Source organism: Crocinitomix catalasitica ATCC 23190, from assembly GCF_000621625.1.
GTDB lineage: Bacteria > Bacteroidota > Bacteroidia > Flavobacteriales_D > Crocinitomicaceae > Crocinitomix > Crocinitomix catalasitica.
In genome coordinates this window covers 1-15,988 of record NZ_JHXV01000040.1, presented here as the reverse complement: position 1 = coordinate 15,988, position 15,988 = coordinate 1, and the positions used below count along the sequence as shown (strand labels likewise).

The window sequence follows — 15,988 nt, the reverse complement described above, 5'->3', positions numbered from 1 at the left end:
CGAGAATAATTCGTACTTTTGAGTAGATCAAGTTTATATAGAATGTTAAAACAAACATTAAGTCAAAAATTACTTCAAAAGCTCTCGCCGCAACAAATTCAGTTGATGAAATTGTTGCAAGTTCCTACTATGGAATTAGAGCAGCGAATAAAAGAAGAAATTGAGGAGAATCCTGCGCTTGAAGAAGGCAAAGAGGATGGTGAAGAGGCGGATGATTATGCGGATGACTACGAAGAGAAGGATGATAACGCCAACGAAGAGTTTGATATTAATGACTATTTAGATGACGATCTACCGCAGTATAAAACTTCTGTCTCTAATGCTGGCAAAGATCAAGATGAAAAGGCTATTCCTATTTCAGGAGGGTTATCATTCCATGAGGTTTTAAATAGTCAATTAAGTTTGCGTAAACTGACGCCAAAAGAAAAGGAAATCGCTGATGTCTTAATTGGTAATATTGATGACGACGGATATTTAAGACGTGATTTGGAGGCTTTAGTAGATGATTTAGCTTTTACATATAATGTGATGACAACTGAAGAGGAGATTGAGGATGTATTGTTTATCATTCAAGATTTTGAACCTGCAGGTGTTGGAGCAAGAGATTTGCGTGAATGTTTATTGTTGCAGCTAGAACGAAAACATCATGGGGATATCGCAATTTATACTGCCAAAAAGATATTAGAAAAATCATTTGAAGAGTTCACTAAAAAACACTACGAAAAGATTAAGGCAAGATTTGAAATCGGTGACGAAGATTTAAAAGAAGCAATTGATGAAATTGTAAAATTGAATCCAAAACCCGGTAATTCTCTTAAAGAGTCGACTGATTCAAAAAATATACAGCAAATTATTCCCGATTTTATTCTAACAGAAGATGAAGGTGAGCTAAATTTGAGTTTAAATAGTAGAAATGCACCGCAATTAAAAGTAAGTAGAACTTACGAAAAAATGTTGCGGAATTATTCGGACGGAGCCAAAGGTTCTAAGTCTGATAAAGAAGCGGTGCAATTTGTGCGTCAAAAATTAGATTCAGCAAAGTGGTTCATTGATGCGATTTATCAACGTCAGCAAACTTTATTGTTTACAATGCGGGCAATTGTTGAGTATCAAAAAGAATATTTTTTAACAGGTGATGATACGAATCTTCGCCCAATGATTCTAAAAGATATTGCTGAAATTGTAGAAATGGATATTTCGACTATTTCTAGGGTTGCGAATTCTAAATACGTGCAAACACCCTACGGAATCATGTCTTTAAAATATTTCTTTTCAGAATCTTTATCGACATCATCAGGTGAAGAGGTTTCAACAAGGGAAGTAAAGAAAATTCTACAAGATGCAATTGACGCTGAATTGAAGAAAAAACCATTAACAGATCAAAAATTAACTGACCTTCTAAAAGAAAAAGGATACAATATTGCGCGTAGAACAGTTGCAAAATACCGTGAACAACTCGATATTCCTGTTGCTAGATTAAGAAAGGAATTATGATATTGACGCAGTTTTTTAAAGCGCTTTCTTATATTTTTCACCCAATTTTTATGCCGATTCTTGGCATTTATTTATTGTTTAGCAATGAAACGACGCCTGTTTCTTATTTGACTTTAGATGCGCTTTATTATTTTCCTTATGAGGTTAAATTTTACCTCTATATTTTAATGACTGTATTAACGGTGCTCGCACCATTGATTAGTGTACTTATATTAAGGAAGAATAATATGATTTCGTCGTTCCAATTAGAAAGTCAACAAGAACGTACATATCCTTTAGTGTTGATCCTCTTTTACTATGCAATGGTGTATTTCTATGTGGCGTATCAATTTCCTGTAGAATATAAACACCCGGCTTTAATGGGGTTCTTATTCGGGAATTTCATTGCTTTATTTATTGCCTTGATTATCAATTTGTATTATAAAATTAGTCTTCATGCTATTGGTATTTTTGGTTTGGTTGGGATGTTGATCGCATACAGCCAAACACAATTGAATGCCATGAATCAAGATGGTATAACGAATTTGTTTTTGATTGTCTACCTGATTATTGTAGCGAGTTTGGTGAATAGTGCAAGACTTTATTTGAAATCACATACCTTAAGCGAAGTGTTAAGTGGGATGGCTTTAGGATTTTTCATTGTTTATTCAACAGTCAAATTCGGATTATATATTTAGCGCTCATTTCAATTTTCTGAATGCAAATGGTGCTTGTTGTCTCTTATCCAAAATTTGAGCCCGTTTAAAGATTACATGGACGATTTAATTTTTCTCAGCTAAAGTTTTTATATTTTTGTAAAAATTTTTTTCAAGTTTCAAATTATAACTTAACTATATGAATATTAAGACAATTACATTAACACTTGGTTTAGCCTTGTTATTAATTCAATGTGGTAATTCCGATAAAGTGCCTAAAGGAGGCATTAATCTTTTCACCGTAGCCCAAGATATTGAATTAGGAGCGCAAGTAGCAGCTGAAATAGATGGTAATTCGGCAGAATATCCAATTCTCGATCCAGCAACAAATGTGGCAGCTTATAATTATATCAACGCGATTAAAGATAAAATTTTAGCTACCGGAAAAGTGAAGCATAAAGATGATTTTGCTTGGAGAGTACGTATTGTTAAGAATGATGACGTGTTGAATGCTTTTTGTACACCTGGTGGTTATATTTATTTCTATACAGGAATTATTAAGTATTTAGATAACGAAGCGCAATTGGCTGGTGTAATGGGTCACGAAATGGGTCATGCTGATTTGAGACATTCAACAAGACAGATGACGAAACAAGCAGGTCTTGATATTTTATTGAGTGCGCTTGCTGGAGATAGTGAAGCTATTAAACAAGTTACTGCTGGAATCATAGGATTGAAGTTTAGCCGTTCTCACGAGACTGAAGCTGATCGTATTTCTGTAGAGTATCTTTGTGGTACACCTTGGCCTGGAAGTAGTGGTGCTGGATTTTTTGAAAAGATTGAAGCTGAAGGTGGCGGTGGAACACCAGAGTTTTTAAGTACGCATCCAAGTCCTTCTAATAGAGTAGAAAACTACCATACATGGGCAACAAATAGTGGTTGTGCAGGAAATGATGACGGTAAAATGTCTTATGATAAGTTTAAAAGATTGTTCTAATAGAACATTGTAAATAATATGAAAGCCCTGCTCAATTTAATTGTAGCAGGGCTTTTTTTTGGTTTGTTGTTTGCCTTTTAATCCTTGTCTTCCTTAAACGATTCCTCTGATAATCGTGTTTCACATCGCGTTTATTGTTTAAAGTGCAACCTTCTGTGATTGTACAATCTGATTGTCTTGTATTATCGTCACAATATAAATGCCCTTACTCACATTATCTAAATCGATGCGTGTACTACCCAATTGTGCTTCGCGATAAATAATCTTACCAGTAATTGATGTGATTTGTATTTGATAAACTTCTTCTGATTGTGTTTCAATATTTATAAAATCTCTAAACGGAAAAACCTTGAATGTTGCCGCTGTTTTTTCGTCATCTAACCACGAATTAGAATCATTGCTTGCCAATGCCGGTCTTTTTCCTTCAAGCTTAAAATAATCACAAGAAACACTACCGTCTTCTTCCATTAATACATTTGCAATGGCTTTGACATAGGTATAATCGCTATAATGACTTATTTCTACGGCTTTATTATTTCTGCTTTCTTCTACTGCTACCCAATTAAAACCATCTTCTGATAAGTAATAAGTAACCATCACAACTTCGGCATTATAATTCGCTTGAAAATTAAAGAGGATGCTGAGGTTCAGGTATTCACTTAAATCATCTACTTTTTTTGAAACAATAATTGGCAAATTTCCACCAACTTCTCGATAGAATTCTATGCTGTTTTCATGAAAGTCTACCCGATCAAATAAGTGATAATTTGGAATAGCCCATCCATTAAAATTGTTTCCTGAATTTTGACCACATTCTAAAATAACTTCATCCGCCATTGCAATTCCTCCCAGGAATAAACAAAGGCTCAATAATAATCCCCTGCGCATGTTTTGGTTTTTTTTAATTGGTTTTATTACATAACCAAGCAAACGGTTTTTGGTTACAGTTTTCGTTTACTTAACCATTTTGGAAGGATAAAAGATCCGATTATAAGATAAGGATAGTAGGACAAAGTTCTCCATATTAACGCGAGACTTATTGCTGAGAGTCCTGAAGCGACGATATAGTCTAAATATATTTCAGAGAATAAAAACTCAGCCATTCCGCTTCCTCCAGGTGTTGGAGAGATAATCATGATGAGCCAAACAACTAGCTGTCGACCTAAAACAAGTAAGTGATCAATAAAATTGAGTTGGATGAATGCCGCAATTGTGAAATTCAAGACTAAAAATCGTGCAATCCATGACATAGAGGTCGCTGCAAACGTTTTTAGCCAAAATTTAAATCGTTTTCCACGCATTTCTTTGCTAGCAACAACAAAGTCGTTACTGATTTTATCCGCCTTTTTTTGAAACCTCCGAATGATAGGTAACATGAAAATGTACTTGATTAAAGTCGTCATTATTCGAGGGGAAAAGAAAACACTTGTAAAGAAAATTGCATTTACGACGAGGAGAATTCCGTAACCCAACCAAAACAATTGCATCCCAACCGAATTTAACCAAACTAAATCTGCTGGGAATAAATCGCTGAAGGATATCCAGAATAATACAATTGGTATAAGCAGAAGATAGAAGAGGTTGTCTAATAATGATGCAACCATCACAATCGCAGTTGATTTCCCTAAAGGAATCTTTTCTTGTTGAATGATGAACGCTGCAGCAACTGATCCGCCGACAACGCCAGGTGAAAGTGCTGATGCAAATTCCCATAACATAATCACATTAAATGTCTTTTTCCAACTGAGTTTCCTATCGGTTAATAAACGCAACCTGATCATATAGGCTGTATCTCGAATAGCCATCATTATTAAACCGAGGAAAAGAAATAGGAATGTTTTAACAGTCCAACTTAATGATGAGAATCCAGCTGAATTTTCGTTGAGTTCTCTTATGTATAAAAATGCAGTAAATCCAATGGATAGTAGAATCGCAAAGACGATGCGTTTTTTACTGAATTGTGATTTAAATTTGTTTTTTTCTTGCAAATTTGAGTCTTTCACAATGGGATGAAATTAGACTTTAAAGGATGGTAAAGGCAACTTCAATCCTTCTGTTGATATCACGTCCCCATTTATATCTGTTAGGCGCAATAGGATCATCAGCACCAAAGCCCTTATAGCTTAATCGATCTGCATTTATACCATTCGCTATAAGATAATCATAAACTGATTTAGCACGCTCTTCTGATAATACCAAATTGTTTTCTGCAATTCCAGAAGCATCGGTATAACCGTTCACCGCTATTTTGACATTTGCATTGTCATTTAAATAAGTAATCAATGTTTTAATCACGTCAATTCCTTTGCCGGTTGTTGGCATTTCTGAGCTGCTTGAAGCGAATGTTAAGTCATCAATGATATAACTGGTTTTATTTTTATCGGTATGTGTATCGTTTAAATAAAACGACAAATAAGATTCTGCCAATTCTTCTGCACTTTTCACAGAATTATCATAGGCCTCTTCGTCTACTAATTTATTATTGTTATGCTCTGTTTTATCAAGTAGTTTAATTTCAATTCGACGGTTTCCATCACGCGTAGATTTATATCTATTGCTGTAAATTGGTCGAACGGGACCGTAACCTGCGTATGTAATTCTATCCGTACTATATCCTGATGCAATCATGTGATCATAAACAAACTTTGCTCTTTGTTTTGAAAGTTGAACATTCTTGTCATGACTTCCAGAGTTGTCCGTATATCCTCCTATTTCAATTTTTAATTTCGGATCGTTCTCTAAAGCTGTTTTTAGATAAACGATATCTGAGTTTTCAGCAATGTTTGAGAAGGTTGTTTGACCCGATCCAAATTTCACATTGTACAATACGATTTGGAATCCTTTTGGAATCGCTTCTGGAACGACAACTAAATGTTCAATTTCTATATGCAATTGTGTACTGTCAATGTTTTTAGGCATCGGCGGACATAAACATGCACGTAACGAATCTGAAATTTCAAATTCTGGATAAGGTCTAAAATTCTTAATTCTTTCTCGTTGAACTTGGTAACGCGGACTCGTATTCGCCCCATCTGTTCCTAAATCCCAATAATTAACAGCATCCCAATCAGAGAATTCACAAAACTGTTTTAAAATCACAGCAGCAATAAATCCTGAAGCATGCCACCCATTCCAGCAATGCAAATAAACTGGACCAACACCATTATCCGTTGCAGATTCGTATGTTGACTTTAGCATATCACGAACATGTACAGAATCGAAATAATCGCGTTGTTCGTATTCGAATTCATTCATGGATTGATCAATACAATTACAAGTGTCAGCAAGTGGCGCTTCTTCAAAACGCTCGCGGTATAAATAAATACCTTTGCTAAAACCTTCTTGACAAAGCCCACTTAAACCATCTAAAGGAAGCGGGTTATGGTTGTGACGTTTGTCTGTTTTATGGTAGTAGTTATTTGCACCTCCACGGTACGCTACACCATGTAGAATTGGACGCATATTTCTAGTGCCATAAAGGCTGTCAAAGCCATCACCTTTATTGTTGGTGATTTTATACATTAAATCCTCTTCGTTATATCGAACTTTATAGTAGTCAGGTGTTAGTGCGAATTCTGGCGCGACGTTCAATAAGGAGTCTAGGTCAAATGAACTGCCTTTTTCAATGATGAAAAAAGTGTTCAATCCAACTTTTACTGTGTCGTATTCCATTGGCTCACCTTCAACTGGTGAAACTTGTCCGTAACTGAAAATAGGAGCTACAGCAATTAATAATATAGAAAATATTTTGCGCATCGTAACAAAGTTAAAAAGAACATAAGGGATAATGCAAGAATCGGGCTAAAGTTTTGCACAGATTATTTTTGGTAATTGGCTTGTTCTGATTTTATCTTGTAACAACTGTTCCCTTTTTCGTTTAATATCAATTATATTGTGTTTTCAATTCGAATCATGAAGCAGTTGATTTTTACCTTTTTTTGTAGTCTTTTTGGAATGTGTCATTCCTTAAATGCGCAATGGGTTTATAATTATCATGATCAAGCTGATACGGTTGAAAATAACATCCTGTATTTTGATAAATATGATTTAACCGCTTGTTTTAACGATGGTTTCATTAATATAAGTGTTGGTCAAAAGAAAAATCATTTAATGGAATCCTATTTAGTTCAAGATTATTGGGCAATTTCAAAGGATAGCAGGAATGAATATCGATTGATTCTTGATGATGTCGAATTTAATTGGGAAGATAGTAGTGGTTGGATTGAAAAAATCAACAATTATCCTTCAAATACCATTCGCATTCACAAACCGGAAATGTATTATGAAGGTGGTCTCAGCTTTGAAAGAATTAGTGATGAATTGGTAATAATTAATGAGTTTAAAGCGGATTCTATAGATCCTTTTGCTGGGCCACTTAGAAGCTTGCAGTATCCAGATGAGGATTCACTTATTTTTGATGAAGAAACGGGTTATGTTGAAGCTATTTATGCTCCATCCATTCCTGGTTACGAAAGATCTGGAGTTTTTAATTATAAAACTGGAAATTGGCTGATTGAGCCAATTTATAGAAAATGTCAATTAACACGTGAAGGTTATTTATTGACGTTTGCAAATAGGAATGAAAATTCTAATTTAGAACAGGGATGTCAATATTCATTGTTAAATTTTGATGCTGAGATTTTATTTGCTAATTATTATACAAACGACCTTCTAGATGTCAAGTCACAGCTCCGTTTAATTGCACCGGACAACGGGTTCGATACATGCGCAAAAATATTATTCGCTTACGAAAAGTATTTTGATGATTATTCGATAGAAAGTTTGTTTTTAACTCAACATCAAAATAAATACAGAGTTTACAATTCGTTCTATGACGATTATTGGTTAGATAATGAATTTATAACGAAACCAGCAGATTTTATTCATTACAATCCAGATTTTGATTTTTTGTATTGGGTGGATAATGATTCGATATTTTTGGATTGGTCGGACAAGGTTTATTCAGTAGCAATTGAAGATGGTTATATTGAATTACTAATCAATCATGTTGATCAAGTTGGTCACATTGAAGATGAATATTTTCTGCCATATATCGTTTCCGAAGAGGTAATGATACATAGTAATTGCGAAACAATTAACCATAAAATTGTTCTTAATGAAAATGATAAGGAAACGTCTATTTGTCATTCAAGTCTCCTTTTGGAAGGGAGTCAATTAATACTTAACGATAATTGTTTGTTTAAATTGAAAACAATTGATAGAAATGATATCGGGAATATTTATAGGCCTGAATATTTTAATAACCACTTCGAGTCCGAAAACTCATCCATTTGGACTAAAAAAGATAGTGTCTGGACCAAATCCACAACGAATTATGCCACAATCGAACCTGTCCCTTTTGGCTATGTTGTGAGCACGCCAAAAATTTACCAAGAGGCGCATGATCATCAAGAAGCAATCGACCAACCGAAACGGTATTTACTTTTAGACACCAATCTTCGTGCAATCTCCTTCATGGATTTCTTTGATTTTGAGGATGCAAAAGTGCATGCGTTCGGCGTGAGTTTAAAAACTGATACCGGTCGATTTTTGGTTAATCATCAAGGTAAAGCGGTTTCTAATGCAGAATGGGACAAGTTTCAACTTGTCGATGGTGAAGTCATTGCCATTCGTTTTAAAGCTGGAACAACTATCATAGAAAAACAAATGGTGATTGATCTCGGCTTAAGGTAAATCGTAGATGCTTCATTTTCCTGTAGTTTATTCTATCTTTGCATGACTAATTGTAGAAAAATGATCATAGAAATAGGGGATAAATTGGTTTCAGAAGATATTTTTGAAAAAGAATTCGTTTGTAACTTGGGAGCATGTAAAGGTGCATGTTGTGTTGAAGGAGATGATGGTGCGCCATTAACAATGGATGAAGTAACATTATTGGAAGATAATATTGATGCCATTAAACCGTACATGACGGAAGAGGGAATCTCAACGATTGGCAGAGTTGGTGTGTTTTACATGGATCAAGACAATGAGCCGGTGACCGCTCTAGTTAAAGGTGCTGAATGTGCATTTGTTTTTAGAGATGATGAAGGCATTACAAAATGTTCGGTTGAGCAAGCTTATCGCGATGGTAAAACCGATTTTAACAAGCCAATTTCTTGTCATTTATATCCTATTCGAGCACAAAAATACCGCACATTTACGGCTTTAAATTACGACCGTTGGGAAATTTGTAAAGATGCTTGTTCTTTGGGCGAACAACTCGGTGTGTCTGTATTTAAATTCTTAAAAGAGCCATTAATTCGAGCGTATGGCGCTCCTTTTTACGAGCAATTGGAGATCGCGGATAAGGAATTGCAAAAAAATAAATCCAAATAGCCAATTAACTTTTGAAAAACACGTTCAATAAATCTGAGAGGTTAACCAGTAAAAGAAAAATTGATGAGATTTTTGCAACTGGCCAAACTTTGAAACAGTTTCCGTTCCTCCTAAAATTTGTTCTGGATGAAAACGCGGGTACTGATAAAGGTTTAAAGATTGCTTTTTCTGTTCCAAAACGTAAAGTGAAATTAGCGGTTAAAAGGAATCGCATTCGCAGGCAGTTAAAAGAGATTTATAGATTAAATAAACACGAAATTCTTGCTGAATTAAAAGATGAGCAATTTTTGGCACTATTTTTAATCTATACTGGTCAAGAAAAAGAATCTTTCGAAGTACTTGAAAAAAAATTAAAGCTAATTTTAACGCAGTTGGTTGAAACAATAGCTGCAAATAATAATTAATATGAGAATTACTAAAAACATCATCGCCTTAAGCTTATGCTTCAATTTTACCATTGGATTTGCGCAGGTTGATGTTGAGCACAATAATAACAACGATTTTGAGATTCTAAAAAATCTAGAATTGTTTGAATTGGTCTATAAAAATATTGATTTAAATTATGTTGATGAACCTAATCCAGGGGAGTTGATGAAGGTAGCTATTGATGCCATGTTATTGGAGTTAGATCCATACACCAACTATATTCCGGAATCATTAATTGAGGATTATAAGTTAATGCAAACGGGTCAATACGGTGGAATTGGGGCAATTATTAGACAGAATGATGATTATGTAATGATTGTTGATCCGCACGAAGGTTTTCCTGCACAAAAATCAGGTCTTGAATCAGGAGATGTTTTTCTTGAAATTAACGGAAGAAGTGTTAAAGGTTTAAGTTCGAGTGAGGTTTCTGATAAGTTAAAAGGGAAGCCGGGCACAACTTTGAAAATTAAGGTTGATAGAAATGGTGAAGAAATAACAAAGGATATTGTTCGTGAGGAAATTAAGTTTAGTCCTGTTCCTTTTTATGATATGATTAATAGCGAGGTTGGTTATATTAAACTGAGCAGTTTTACGCAAACTGCAGGTGCAGATTTTATGAATGCTTTTAAGGATTTAAAAGCCAATAAAGGGATGAAGAAATTGGTTTTCGACCTGCGTGGAAATGGTGGCGGTTTGGTAAACGAAGCGGTTAAGATTGTAAATATGTTTGTTCCTCAAGGGACGGAGATTGTGTCTATTAAAGGTCGAGATGTTTCTGTGAACCAAACTTATATTGCGAAGTTAAAACCTGAGGATGCTGAAATGCCAATTGTTGTTTTAGTAGATGGTGGTTCTGCTTCGGCCAGTGAAATAGTTTCTGGTGCTTTGCAAGATCTAGATAGAGCAGTGATTGTCGGTCAAACAAGTTTCGGAAAAGGATTGGTGCAACGACCGCTCGATTTAAAGTACAATGCAAAAATCAAAGTTACCATCGCTAAATATTATACACCTAGTGGCAGGTGTATTCAGAAGTTAGATTATAGCCATAGAGAGCAAGGTGATAAAGCATCTGCAATTTCTGATTCATTATTGAAAAAATTCTATACAAAAATTGGTCGTGAAGTAATTGATGGTAGAGGTGTTGAGCCTGATGTAACGGTTGATTTAAAAGATTATTCAGATTTGACAAAGACCTTGGCGCTAGAGAATTTACTATTTGAATATGGAACGAAGTTTAAACGCGATAATGCAACAATACCAGGACCTAAAGAATTTAAATTCTCAGATGAGCACTATAATGATTTTATAACTTATGTTCAGGCGCAAGATTTTGAATACATGACAGAATCAATGTTGATTTTAAAAGAATTAGAGAAATTAGCAAAAGAAGAAAATAGATTAGAGGATGCGCAAGCCGAATTCGATGCGATGCATAAAAAATTAGACCCTTCTAAATCAAAAGATTTAATTAAATATAAGTCTGAAATTATTCCACTTTTAGAGGATGAAATTATTGGTAGATACTATTATCAAAACGGAAGAATTGAGCATGGTTTAATTGAAGATGATTTTATTAATGAAGCCATTGAAATATTACAAACAAGTTCACGTTATAATACTATCTTGAAAATAGAAGAATAGCAATGTTTGACCACTGGCTTAAATTGCCGGCTCATTTATACCTACGCCTAACCGCACTTTTAATACTAACTGTAGGTATAGCTGTTTCAAATGTCTTAATGAGTATTGGTACTATTTGGATAATTTCCAATTGGATACTCGAACTAGACTTTAAAACAAAATGGGTCAGGCTTAAAAACAATAAAAGTATATGGGTAATTATTTTCCTATACTTCTTATTCGTCCTGTCTTTATTTTGGTCTGAAAATGTGGCATATGGTTTCCATGATTTGCGCATAAAACTGCCGTTTATAGTCATTCCACTTGTGCTTGCAAGTTCGACGCCTATTCAAAAAAATCACCGAACTTATTTATCCTATATCTTTATTGGGATTGTCTGTTATACCTCTCTTTACAATTTTATTCGGTATAATTATTTTCTGGATTTTACAGATGATATCAGGCAGATGTCGACATTTATTTCGCATGTCAGGTTTTCAATTCTAGTTAACCTTGCCTTTTTTATTGTTTTGTATTGTGTCTATAAAAAAAGACTCAATAGATTTTTAGGATTGGCAATCGTTTGCTGGTTATTCTTTTATCTGTTTAAATCTCAAATCGTAAATGGATATTTACTTTTTTTAGTCCTCAGTATTTATTCAATAGTATTCTTGATCTATCATTTAAAGAATAGGGTTTTAAAATGGTTCTTATTGTTCGCTAGTCTTTCGTTTGTGTTGGTTGTGTGTATTGTAGGAATTAATACTGTCAAATCTATTAAAAGTCCTGTTCAGATTGATTTCAATACACTTGAAACTTATAGTCCTGATGGGAACGAATATTATCATGATACATTATCCACCCAAGCTGAAAATGGCAATTTAATTTGGCTTTACTTTAGTGAAATTGAATTGCGGGAGAGCTGGAATAAACGGGCGGCCATTAAATACGATTCGTTGGATAATAAACAGCAAAGAATCTATGGTACATTAATTCGTTATTTAACCTCTAAAGGTATGCGTAAGGACATAGGAGGAGTTGAGGCGTTGACGGATGAGGATGTAAAAAGAATTGAGAATGGGCAAACTGCCTACGATGTTAATAACGGCATCAATACGAAATTGGTAAGTTTTGTTCAAGAATACGAAATGTATACCTTGAAAGGAGACCCAAATGGGTATTCTATTTTACAACGTTTAGAGCATTTTAAAGCGGCTAAACGTTTGGTGCAAAGTGTTGGTGTGTTTGGAGTCGGTATCGGTGATGTTGATGATGCTTTTAAGGCTGAGTATCAAAAAATGCAGTCGAAATTATTGCTCGAGAATCAACACCGTGCGCACAATCAGTTTTTAACCATTTGGATAACATTAGGAATTGTCGGTTTGTCACTGTTTATCGCCATTTTTATCCTGCCTCTTTTCGAAATTAAAAAGAAGAATTATATTTTTTTATTGTCTTTGTTTACATTGGCATTTTCCTGCATATTCCAAGATTTAATTGAAACACAAGCGGGTGTTACAATGTTTGCGTTGGTATATGGCATGACAGTTTACCGAGAAGAAGATTAGGTTTTTAATTCGTCGAGTAGTGGTTCGCGATTATAAAACGATTCGAAACGATGCCAGTCTTGTTTGTCCATAAACCAATGATTTAAGCGCAATTTCTTTCCGGCGATATAAAACTTTTTATTGGTTATTGTAAGGGTTGATTCATTTTCAATTTTATAACGTTTTCTGATTGATCCAAATAAATTATAGACCAGAATTTCATTTTGATCATATCGAATATATGGTTTCGTACGAATATTATTGCCAATATATATAATTATTACAGCGGCAATTAAGTTCAGATAAATACTTGGATCTGCTAAAATATATCCACCAAGAATAAATACAATAGCAAATGCAATTCCGCTAAGAATATAGCAAATACCCCAAATAGTTTGATAGCGAACTAGTCCTTTCATAGGCAGTTATAAACAAGCAAAGTTGAATTAGTTGTAAAGTAAAGTATATTTTTAATAGTTTCGAATGTTAAATTTGAAGAATTAATAGAATTTACACTTGATGAGATTTATATTATTCTTGTTTTACTTGACCCTAAATATTGTTGGTTTTACACAAAAATCTTCAATTACTATTCTAATCGACCCTGGCCATGGAGGTAAAGATCCCGGTCATCTGCCGCTAAAGGATAGTTTGATGCAAGAAAAAGATATTGCTTTAAAGATTGCAATGAAATTAGGTGAGTACTTGACTTATAATTTGTCGAATGTAAAAGTAATTTATACAAGAACAACGGATACTTATCCTAGTCTTGATGACAGAGTTGATCAAGCGAACAATAGTAATGTTGATTATATGATTAGTTTGCATGTAAATGGCAGTCCTAATCCAGCGATTGTGGGAACAGAAACCCATATTCATAATTACGATGCTAAAGCATCTTATAAATGGGCTTATTTAATAGAAGAACAATTTAAGAATAGGGCGGGAAGAAAGAGTAGAGGAGTTAAAACAGGGGCAGATATTGGTCATTCTTTACAAATACTGAAGTATACTAAAATGCCAACGGTTTTAATTGAGTGTGGTTTTATTACCAACGAATCCGAAGGAAAGTATTTGAATTCTGTTTATGGACAAGAAATAATCGCTTCAGCGATTTTTAGAGCGACTAGAGACTTTGTCAAGGCCAAGCATCCAAAAATTAATTTCGATCCACCACAGGATTTAACTTCGCAACCTGATCAACCTCATTATAAAGTTCAAATTATGGCTTCTATTGATCCTCTCAAAACGGATATAGCTGAATTTAAAAAATTAGATACGCCAGTTGAACGAGTAGAGGTGCAAAGTACCAGTATGTACAAGTATAAATATTATGTCGGTCCATTTTTAAGTAAGAAGGATGCGAAGAAAGTGCAAAAATCTGTGCAATCCAATGGTTTTAAAGATGCCTACATCGTCTACTTCGAATAAGATTTAATTCCTCTTACATGAATATCCTTTGAATTGAGCAATAATTGGCTTAAATTGTATGCTTACGCTTGAAAAAATGATATGGCAACAGTATTTGAAACAAGATTAATAGGGAATATAGGGAAAGACGCAGTAGTTCGTCAAATGGACAAAGGAATTGTAGCCATTAATTTTCCTGTTGCGCACAATAAGAATTGGCGTGATAAAAAAACAGGTGAACAAAAAACCAAAACCACATGGGTGAACTGTACCATTTGGAAAAAAGACAATATCAATACAAAAATTGCACAATATTTAGTGAAGGGAACCTTGGTTGAGGTGATTGGGACTCCTTTTTCGAAAGGATATCTTCAAGATGACAACACAATTAAGTCTGAAATTAGAATAAATGTTGCTAAAACAAATATTCTTAAGTCAGGCAATTCGCAAAGGTCAAATGATATGGATGAGGATGATAATGACGACTTTAATGCTTCAATTGTTCCTTCTTCTTTTGATGAAGAAATGGACTGATTAAAGTTATTTTAATTTTTTCTAAAAATTTTTCCGTTTTTGTTTGTAGCAGTAGATTTAATTTCTTTATATTTGCACTCGCTAATTAAAAAAGGCGATAATTCCTCCTTAGCTCAGTTGGTTAGAGCATCTGACTGTTAATCAGAGGGTCCTAGGTTCGAGCCCTAGAGGAGGAGCCAGTGAGACAAAAGGTTTCAGACTGTAAAAAGTTTGAAACCTTTTTTCGTTTGCATACTATTTGCATATTAAATTTTCTTTTTAGTCTATATTAAGGTTTATATTTTTGTTATATTCTCCCATTATAAAAGTGTGAAATATATGAGTAGTCTAACAATGATCAATGGACTTCATGTCAGTAGAGCTTTAGAGCTTGGAATTACTAAGGACCAATTACAAAATGCATTTAATTTACCAGATAGAAAAGAACAGATATCTGATACTGCCACATTGTTATATAAAAAGCTGCCACACAGATTGAGATCGAAGTCAGATTTTATTTTTTGCACTAATTTCGCTAAGGGGCATCATTATTTTAATTTTGGATATATTATTCCATCAGACATTTATAGGTCCGATATTTCTTTAATTGAAATTATTAAAGTGTTTTCCAATCAATTCGGCTGTATGGTAAAAGTGGATCAAGACCAATTGTTGGGGACTAGTTAAATACTTGAGTTAATCTTAATATGATTAGAGTCACACTTTTGAATCATCAAAATTTTATTTTAACTTTTTTGGTTACCCGATTTGCTTTTAAATTTTATTTAACCTCTTCTTCCTTTTTTTGGATCAAGACCAATTGTTGGGGACTAGGCATATATTTTAGTTAATCTGAATAAAAAGAAAGCAACATTTTTCACACCTCTAAATTGGGATCTAAACGCTTTAATTTTTGCATTAAAAGATTCTGCAGCTGCATTTGTACTTCTGTGTTCAAAATAATTAACAATCCCCTCGTAGTTGATTCGAATAGTATTCATAATGGT

General features: G+C 34.1%; 16 protein-coding genes and 1 tRNA gene. 12 read left to right on the top strand and 5 right to left on the bottom strand.

Annotation, left to right across the window (positions count from 1 at the left end; translation table 11 throughout):
- Window positions 1–42: 42 nt before the first annotated feature.
- From rpoN to T367_RS22920, 3 genes are all read left to right on the top strand, one after another.
- Entirely contained in the window at window positions 43–1,494 is a 1,452-nt protein-coding gene (rpoN, locus tag T367_RS0117325) for an RNA polymerase factor sigma-54 (protein ID WP_027420982.1), read from the top strand.
- Entirely contained in the window at window positions 1,491–2,171 is a 681-nt protein-coding gene (locus tag T367_RS0117320; RefSeq protein WP_027420981.1) for a hypothetical protein, read from the top strand. The genes rpoN and T367_RS0117320 overlap by 4 nt, the downstream gene beginning before the upstream one ends.
- 157 nt (window positions 2,172–2,328) lie before the next feature.
- Window positions 2,329–3,126, top strand: coding sequence for a M48 family metallopeptidase (locus tag T367_RS22920; protein ID WP_035845538.1), 798 nt, complete (start codon window positions 2,329–2,331; stop codon window positions 3,124–3,126).
- Between the two features lie 138 nt (window positions 3,127–3,264).
- Here T367_RS22920 and T367_RS0117310 read toward each other — a convergent pair whose 3' ends face one another.
- From T367_RS0117310 to T367_RS0117300, 3 genes are read right to left on the bottom strand one after another with little or no spacing between them, the layout of a single operon-like run.
- The gene (locus T367_RS0117310; RefSeq protein WP_084274480.1) at window positions 3,265–4,014 is read right to left on the bottom strand and encodes a T9SS type A sorting domain-containing protein; all 750 of its coding nucleotides are present in this window, start codon (window positions 4,012–4,014) and stop codon (window positions 3,265–3,267) included.
- Between the two features lie 53 nt (window positions 4,015–4,067).
- The gene (locus T367_RS22915; protein WP_051568643.1) at window positions 4,068–5,129 is read right to left on the bottom strand and encodes a lysylphosphatidylglycerol synthase transmembrane domain-containing protein; all 1,062 of its coding nucleotides are present in this window, start codon (window positions 5,127–5,129) and stop codon (window positions 4,068–4,070) included.
- A gap of 19 nt (window positions 5,130–5,148) precedes the next feature.
- Window positions 5,149–6,882 (bottom strand): OmpA family protein, encoded by a 1,734-nt coding sequence (locus T367_RS0117300; protein ID WP_027420979.1) that lies wholly within the window; start codon window positions 6,880–6,882, stop codon window positions 5,149–5,151.
- Between the two features lie 156 nt (window positions 6,883–7,038).
- Here T367_RS0117300 and T367_RS0117295 point away from each other — a divergent pair, with 156 nt between their 5' ends.
- The 5 genes from T367_RS0117295 to T367_RS22910 all read left to right on the top strand — a co-directional run bounded on the left by T367_RS0117295 (window position 7,039) and on the right by T367_RS22910 (window position 13,079).
- Window positions 7,039–8,820 (top strand): hypothetical protein, encoded by a 1,782-nt coding sequence (locus tag T367_RS0117295; protein ID WP_157454291.1) that lies wholly within the window; start codon window positions 7,039–7,041, stop codon window positions 8,818–8,820.
- 63 nt (window positions 8,821–8,883) lie between these two features.
- Window positions 8,884–9,465, top strand: a complete 582-nt coding sequence (locus T367_RS0117290) for a DUF3109 family protein (protein ID WP_027420977.1) — start codon at window positions 8,884–8,886, stop codon at window positions 9,463–9,465.
- Window positions 9,466–9,476: 11 nt separating this feature from the next.
- On the top strand, window positions 9,477–9,869 hold the full coding sequence (gene rnpA / locus T367_RS0117285; protein ID WP_027420976.1) for a ribonuclease P protein component: 393 nt from the start codon (window positions 9,477–9,479) through the stop codon (window positions 9,867–9,869).
- Between the two features lies 1 nt (window position 9,870).
- Window positions 9,871–11,532 carry a S41 family peptidase gene (locus T367_RS0117280; protein WP_035845535.1) on the top strand — a complete coding sequence of 554 codons (1,662 nt, stop codon included), beginning with the start codon at window positions 9,871–9,873 and terminating at the stop codon, window positions 11,530–11,532.
- A gap of 2 nt (window positions 11,533–11,534) precedes the next feature.
- On the top strand, window positions 11,535–13,079 hold the full coding sequence (locus T367_RS22910; protein ID WP_084274478.1) for an O-antigen ligase family protein: 1,545 nt from the start codon (window positions 11,535–11,537) through the stop codon (window positions 13,077–13,079).
- On the opposite strand, the gene T367_RS0117265 is transcribed toward T367_RS22910, so the two are convergent.
- Window positions 13,076–13,477: a hypothetical protein gene (locus tag T367_RS0117265; RefSeq protein ID WP_027420973.1), complete on the bottom strand. Its 402-nt coding sequence runs from the start codon at window positions 13,475–13,477 to the stop codon at window positions 13,076–13,078. The genes T367_RS22910 and T367_RS0117265 overlap by 4 nt on opposite strands.
- A gap of 100 nt (window positions 13,478–13,577) precedes the next feature.
- Between T367_RS0117265 and T367_RS24230 the strand changes: the two genes are divergently transcribed.
- The 4 genes from T367_RS24230 to T367_RS0117245 all read left to right on the top strand — a co-directional run bounded on the left by T367_RS24230 (window position 13,578) and on the right by T367_RS0117245 (window position 15,668).
- Window positions 13,578–14,489: an N-acetylmuramoyl-L-alanine amidase gene (locus tag T367_RS24230; RefSeq protein ID WP_051568641.1), complete on the top strand. Its 912-nt coding sequence runs from the start codon at window positions 13,578–13,580 to the stop codon at window positions 14,487–14,489.
- An 81-nt stretch (window positions 14,490–14,570) separates the two neighbouring features.
- On the top strand, window positions 14,571–15,002 hold the full coding sequence (locus T367_RS0117255) for a single-stranded DNA-binding protein (RefSeq protein WP_027420972.1): 432 nt from the start codon (window positions 14,571–14,573) through the stop codon (window positions 15,000–15,002).
- A 102-nt stretch (window positions 15,003–15,104) separates the two neighbouring features.
- A tRNA-Asn gene (locus tag T367_RS0117250) sits at window positions 15,105–15,181 on the top strand.
- 139 nt (window positions 15,182–15,320) lie between these two features.
- Window positions 15,321–15,668, top strand: coding sequence for a hypothetical protein (locus T367_RS0117245; RefSeq protein ID WP_027420971.1), 348 nt, complete (start codon window positions 15,321–15,323; stop codon window positions 15,666–15,668).
- A 143-nt stretch (window positions 15,669–15,811) separates the two neighbouring features.
- Here the strand turns inward: T367_RS0117245 and T367_RS0117240 are convergent, their stop codons facing one another.
- Complete coding sequence (locus T367_RS0117240; protein WP_051568640.1) at window positions 15,812–15,982, bottom strand: transposase; 171 nt, start codon at window positions 15,980–15,982, stop codon at window positions 15,812–15,814.
- Between the last annotated feature and the right edge of the window lie 6 nt (window positions 15,983–15,988).

Bases quoted from the DNA above. Each gene is read 5' to 3' on its own strand.
- T367_RS0117320 (WP_027420981.1), top strand. From the start codon at position 1,491: ATGATATTGACGCAGTTTTTTAAAGCGCTTTCTTATATTTTTCACCCA.
- T367_RS0117240 (WP_051568640.1), bottom strand. From the start codon at position 15,982: ATGAATACTATTCGAATCAACTACGAGGGGATTGTTAATTATTTTGAA.
- T367_RS0117295 (WP_157454291.1), top strand. From the start codon at position 7,039: ATGAAGCAGTTGATTTTTACCTTTTTTTGTAGTCTTTTTGGAATGTGT.
- T367_RS0117280 (WP_035845535.1), top strand. From the start codon at position 9,871: ATGAGAATTACTAAAAACATCATCGCCTTAAGCTTATGCTTCAATTTT.
- T367_RS0117310 (WP_084274480.1), bottom strand. From the start codon at position 4,014: ATGCGCAGGGGATTATTATTGAGCCTTTGTTTATTCCTGGGAGGAATT.
- T367_RS22910 (WP_084274478.1), top strand. From the start codon at position 11,535: ATGTTTGACCACTGGCTTAAATTGCCGGCTCATTTATACCTACGCCTA.
- T367_RS0117265 (WP_027420973.1), bottom strand. From the start codon at position 13,477: ATGAAAGGACTAGTTCGCTATCAAACTATTTGGGGTATTTGCTATATT.
- T367_RS0117300 (WP_027420979.1), bottom strand. From the start codon at position 6,882: ATGCGCAAAATATTTTCTATATTATTAATTGCTGTAGCTCCTATTTTC.
- T367_RS0117255 (WP_027420972.1), top strand. From the start codon at position 14,571: ATGGCAACAGTATTTGAAACAAGATTAATAGGGAATATAGGGAAAGAC.
- T367_RS24230 (WP_051568641.1), top strand. From the start codon at position 13,578: ATGAGATTTATATTATTCTTGTTTTACTTGACCCTAAATATTGTTGGT.
- T367_RS0117245 (WP_027420971.1), top strand. From the start codon at position 15,321: ATGAGTAGTCTAACAATGATCAATGGACTTCATGTCAGTAGAGCTTTA.
- rpoN (WP_027420982.1), top strand. From the start codon at position 43: ATGTTAAAACAAACATTAAGTCAAAAATTACTTCAAAAGCTCTCGCCG.
- T367_RS22920 (WP_035845538.1), top strand. From the start codon at position 2,329: ATGAATATTAAGACAATTACATTAACACTTGGTTTAGCCTTGTTATTA.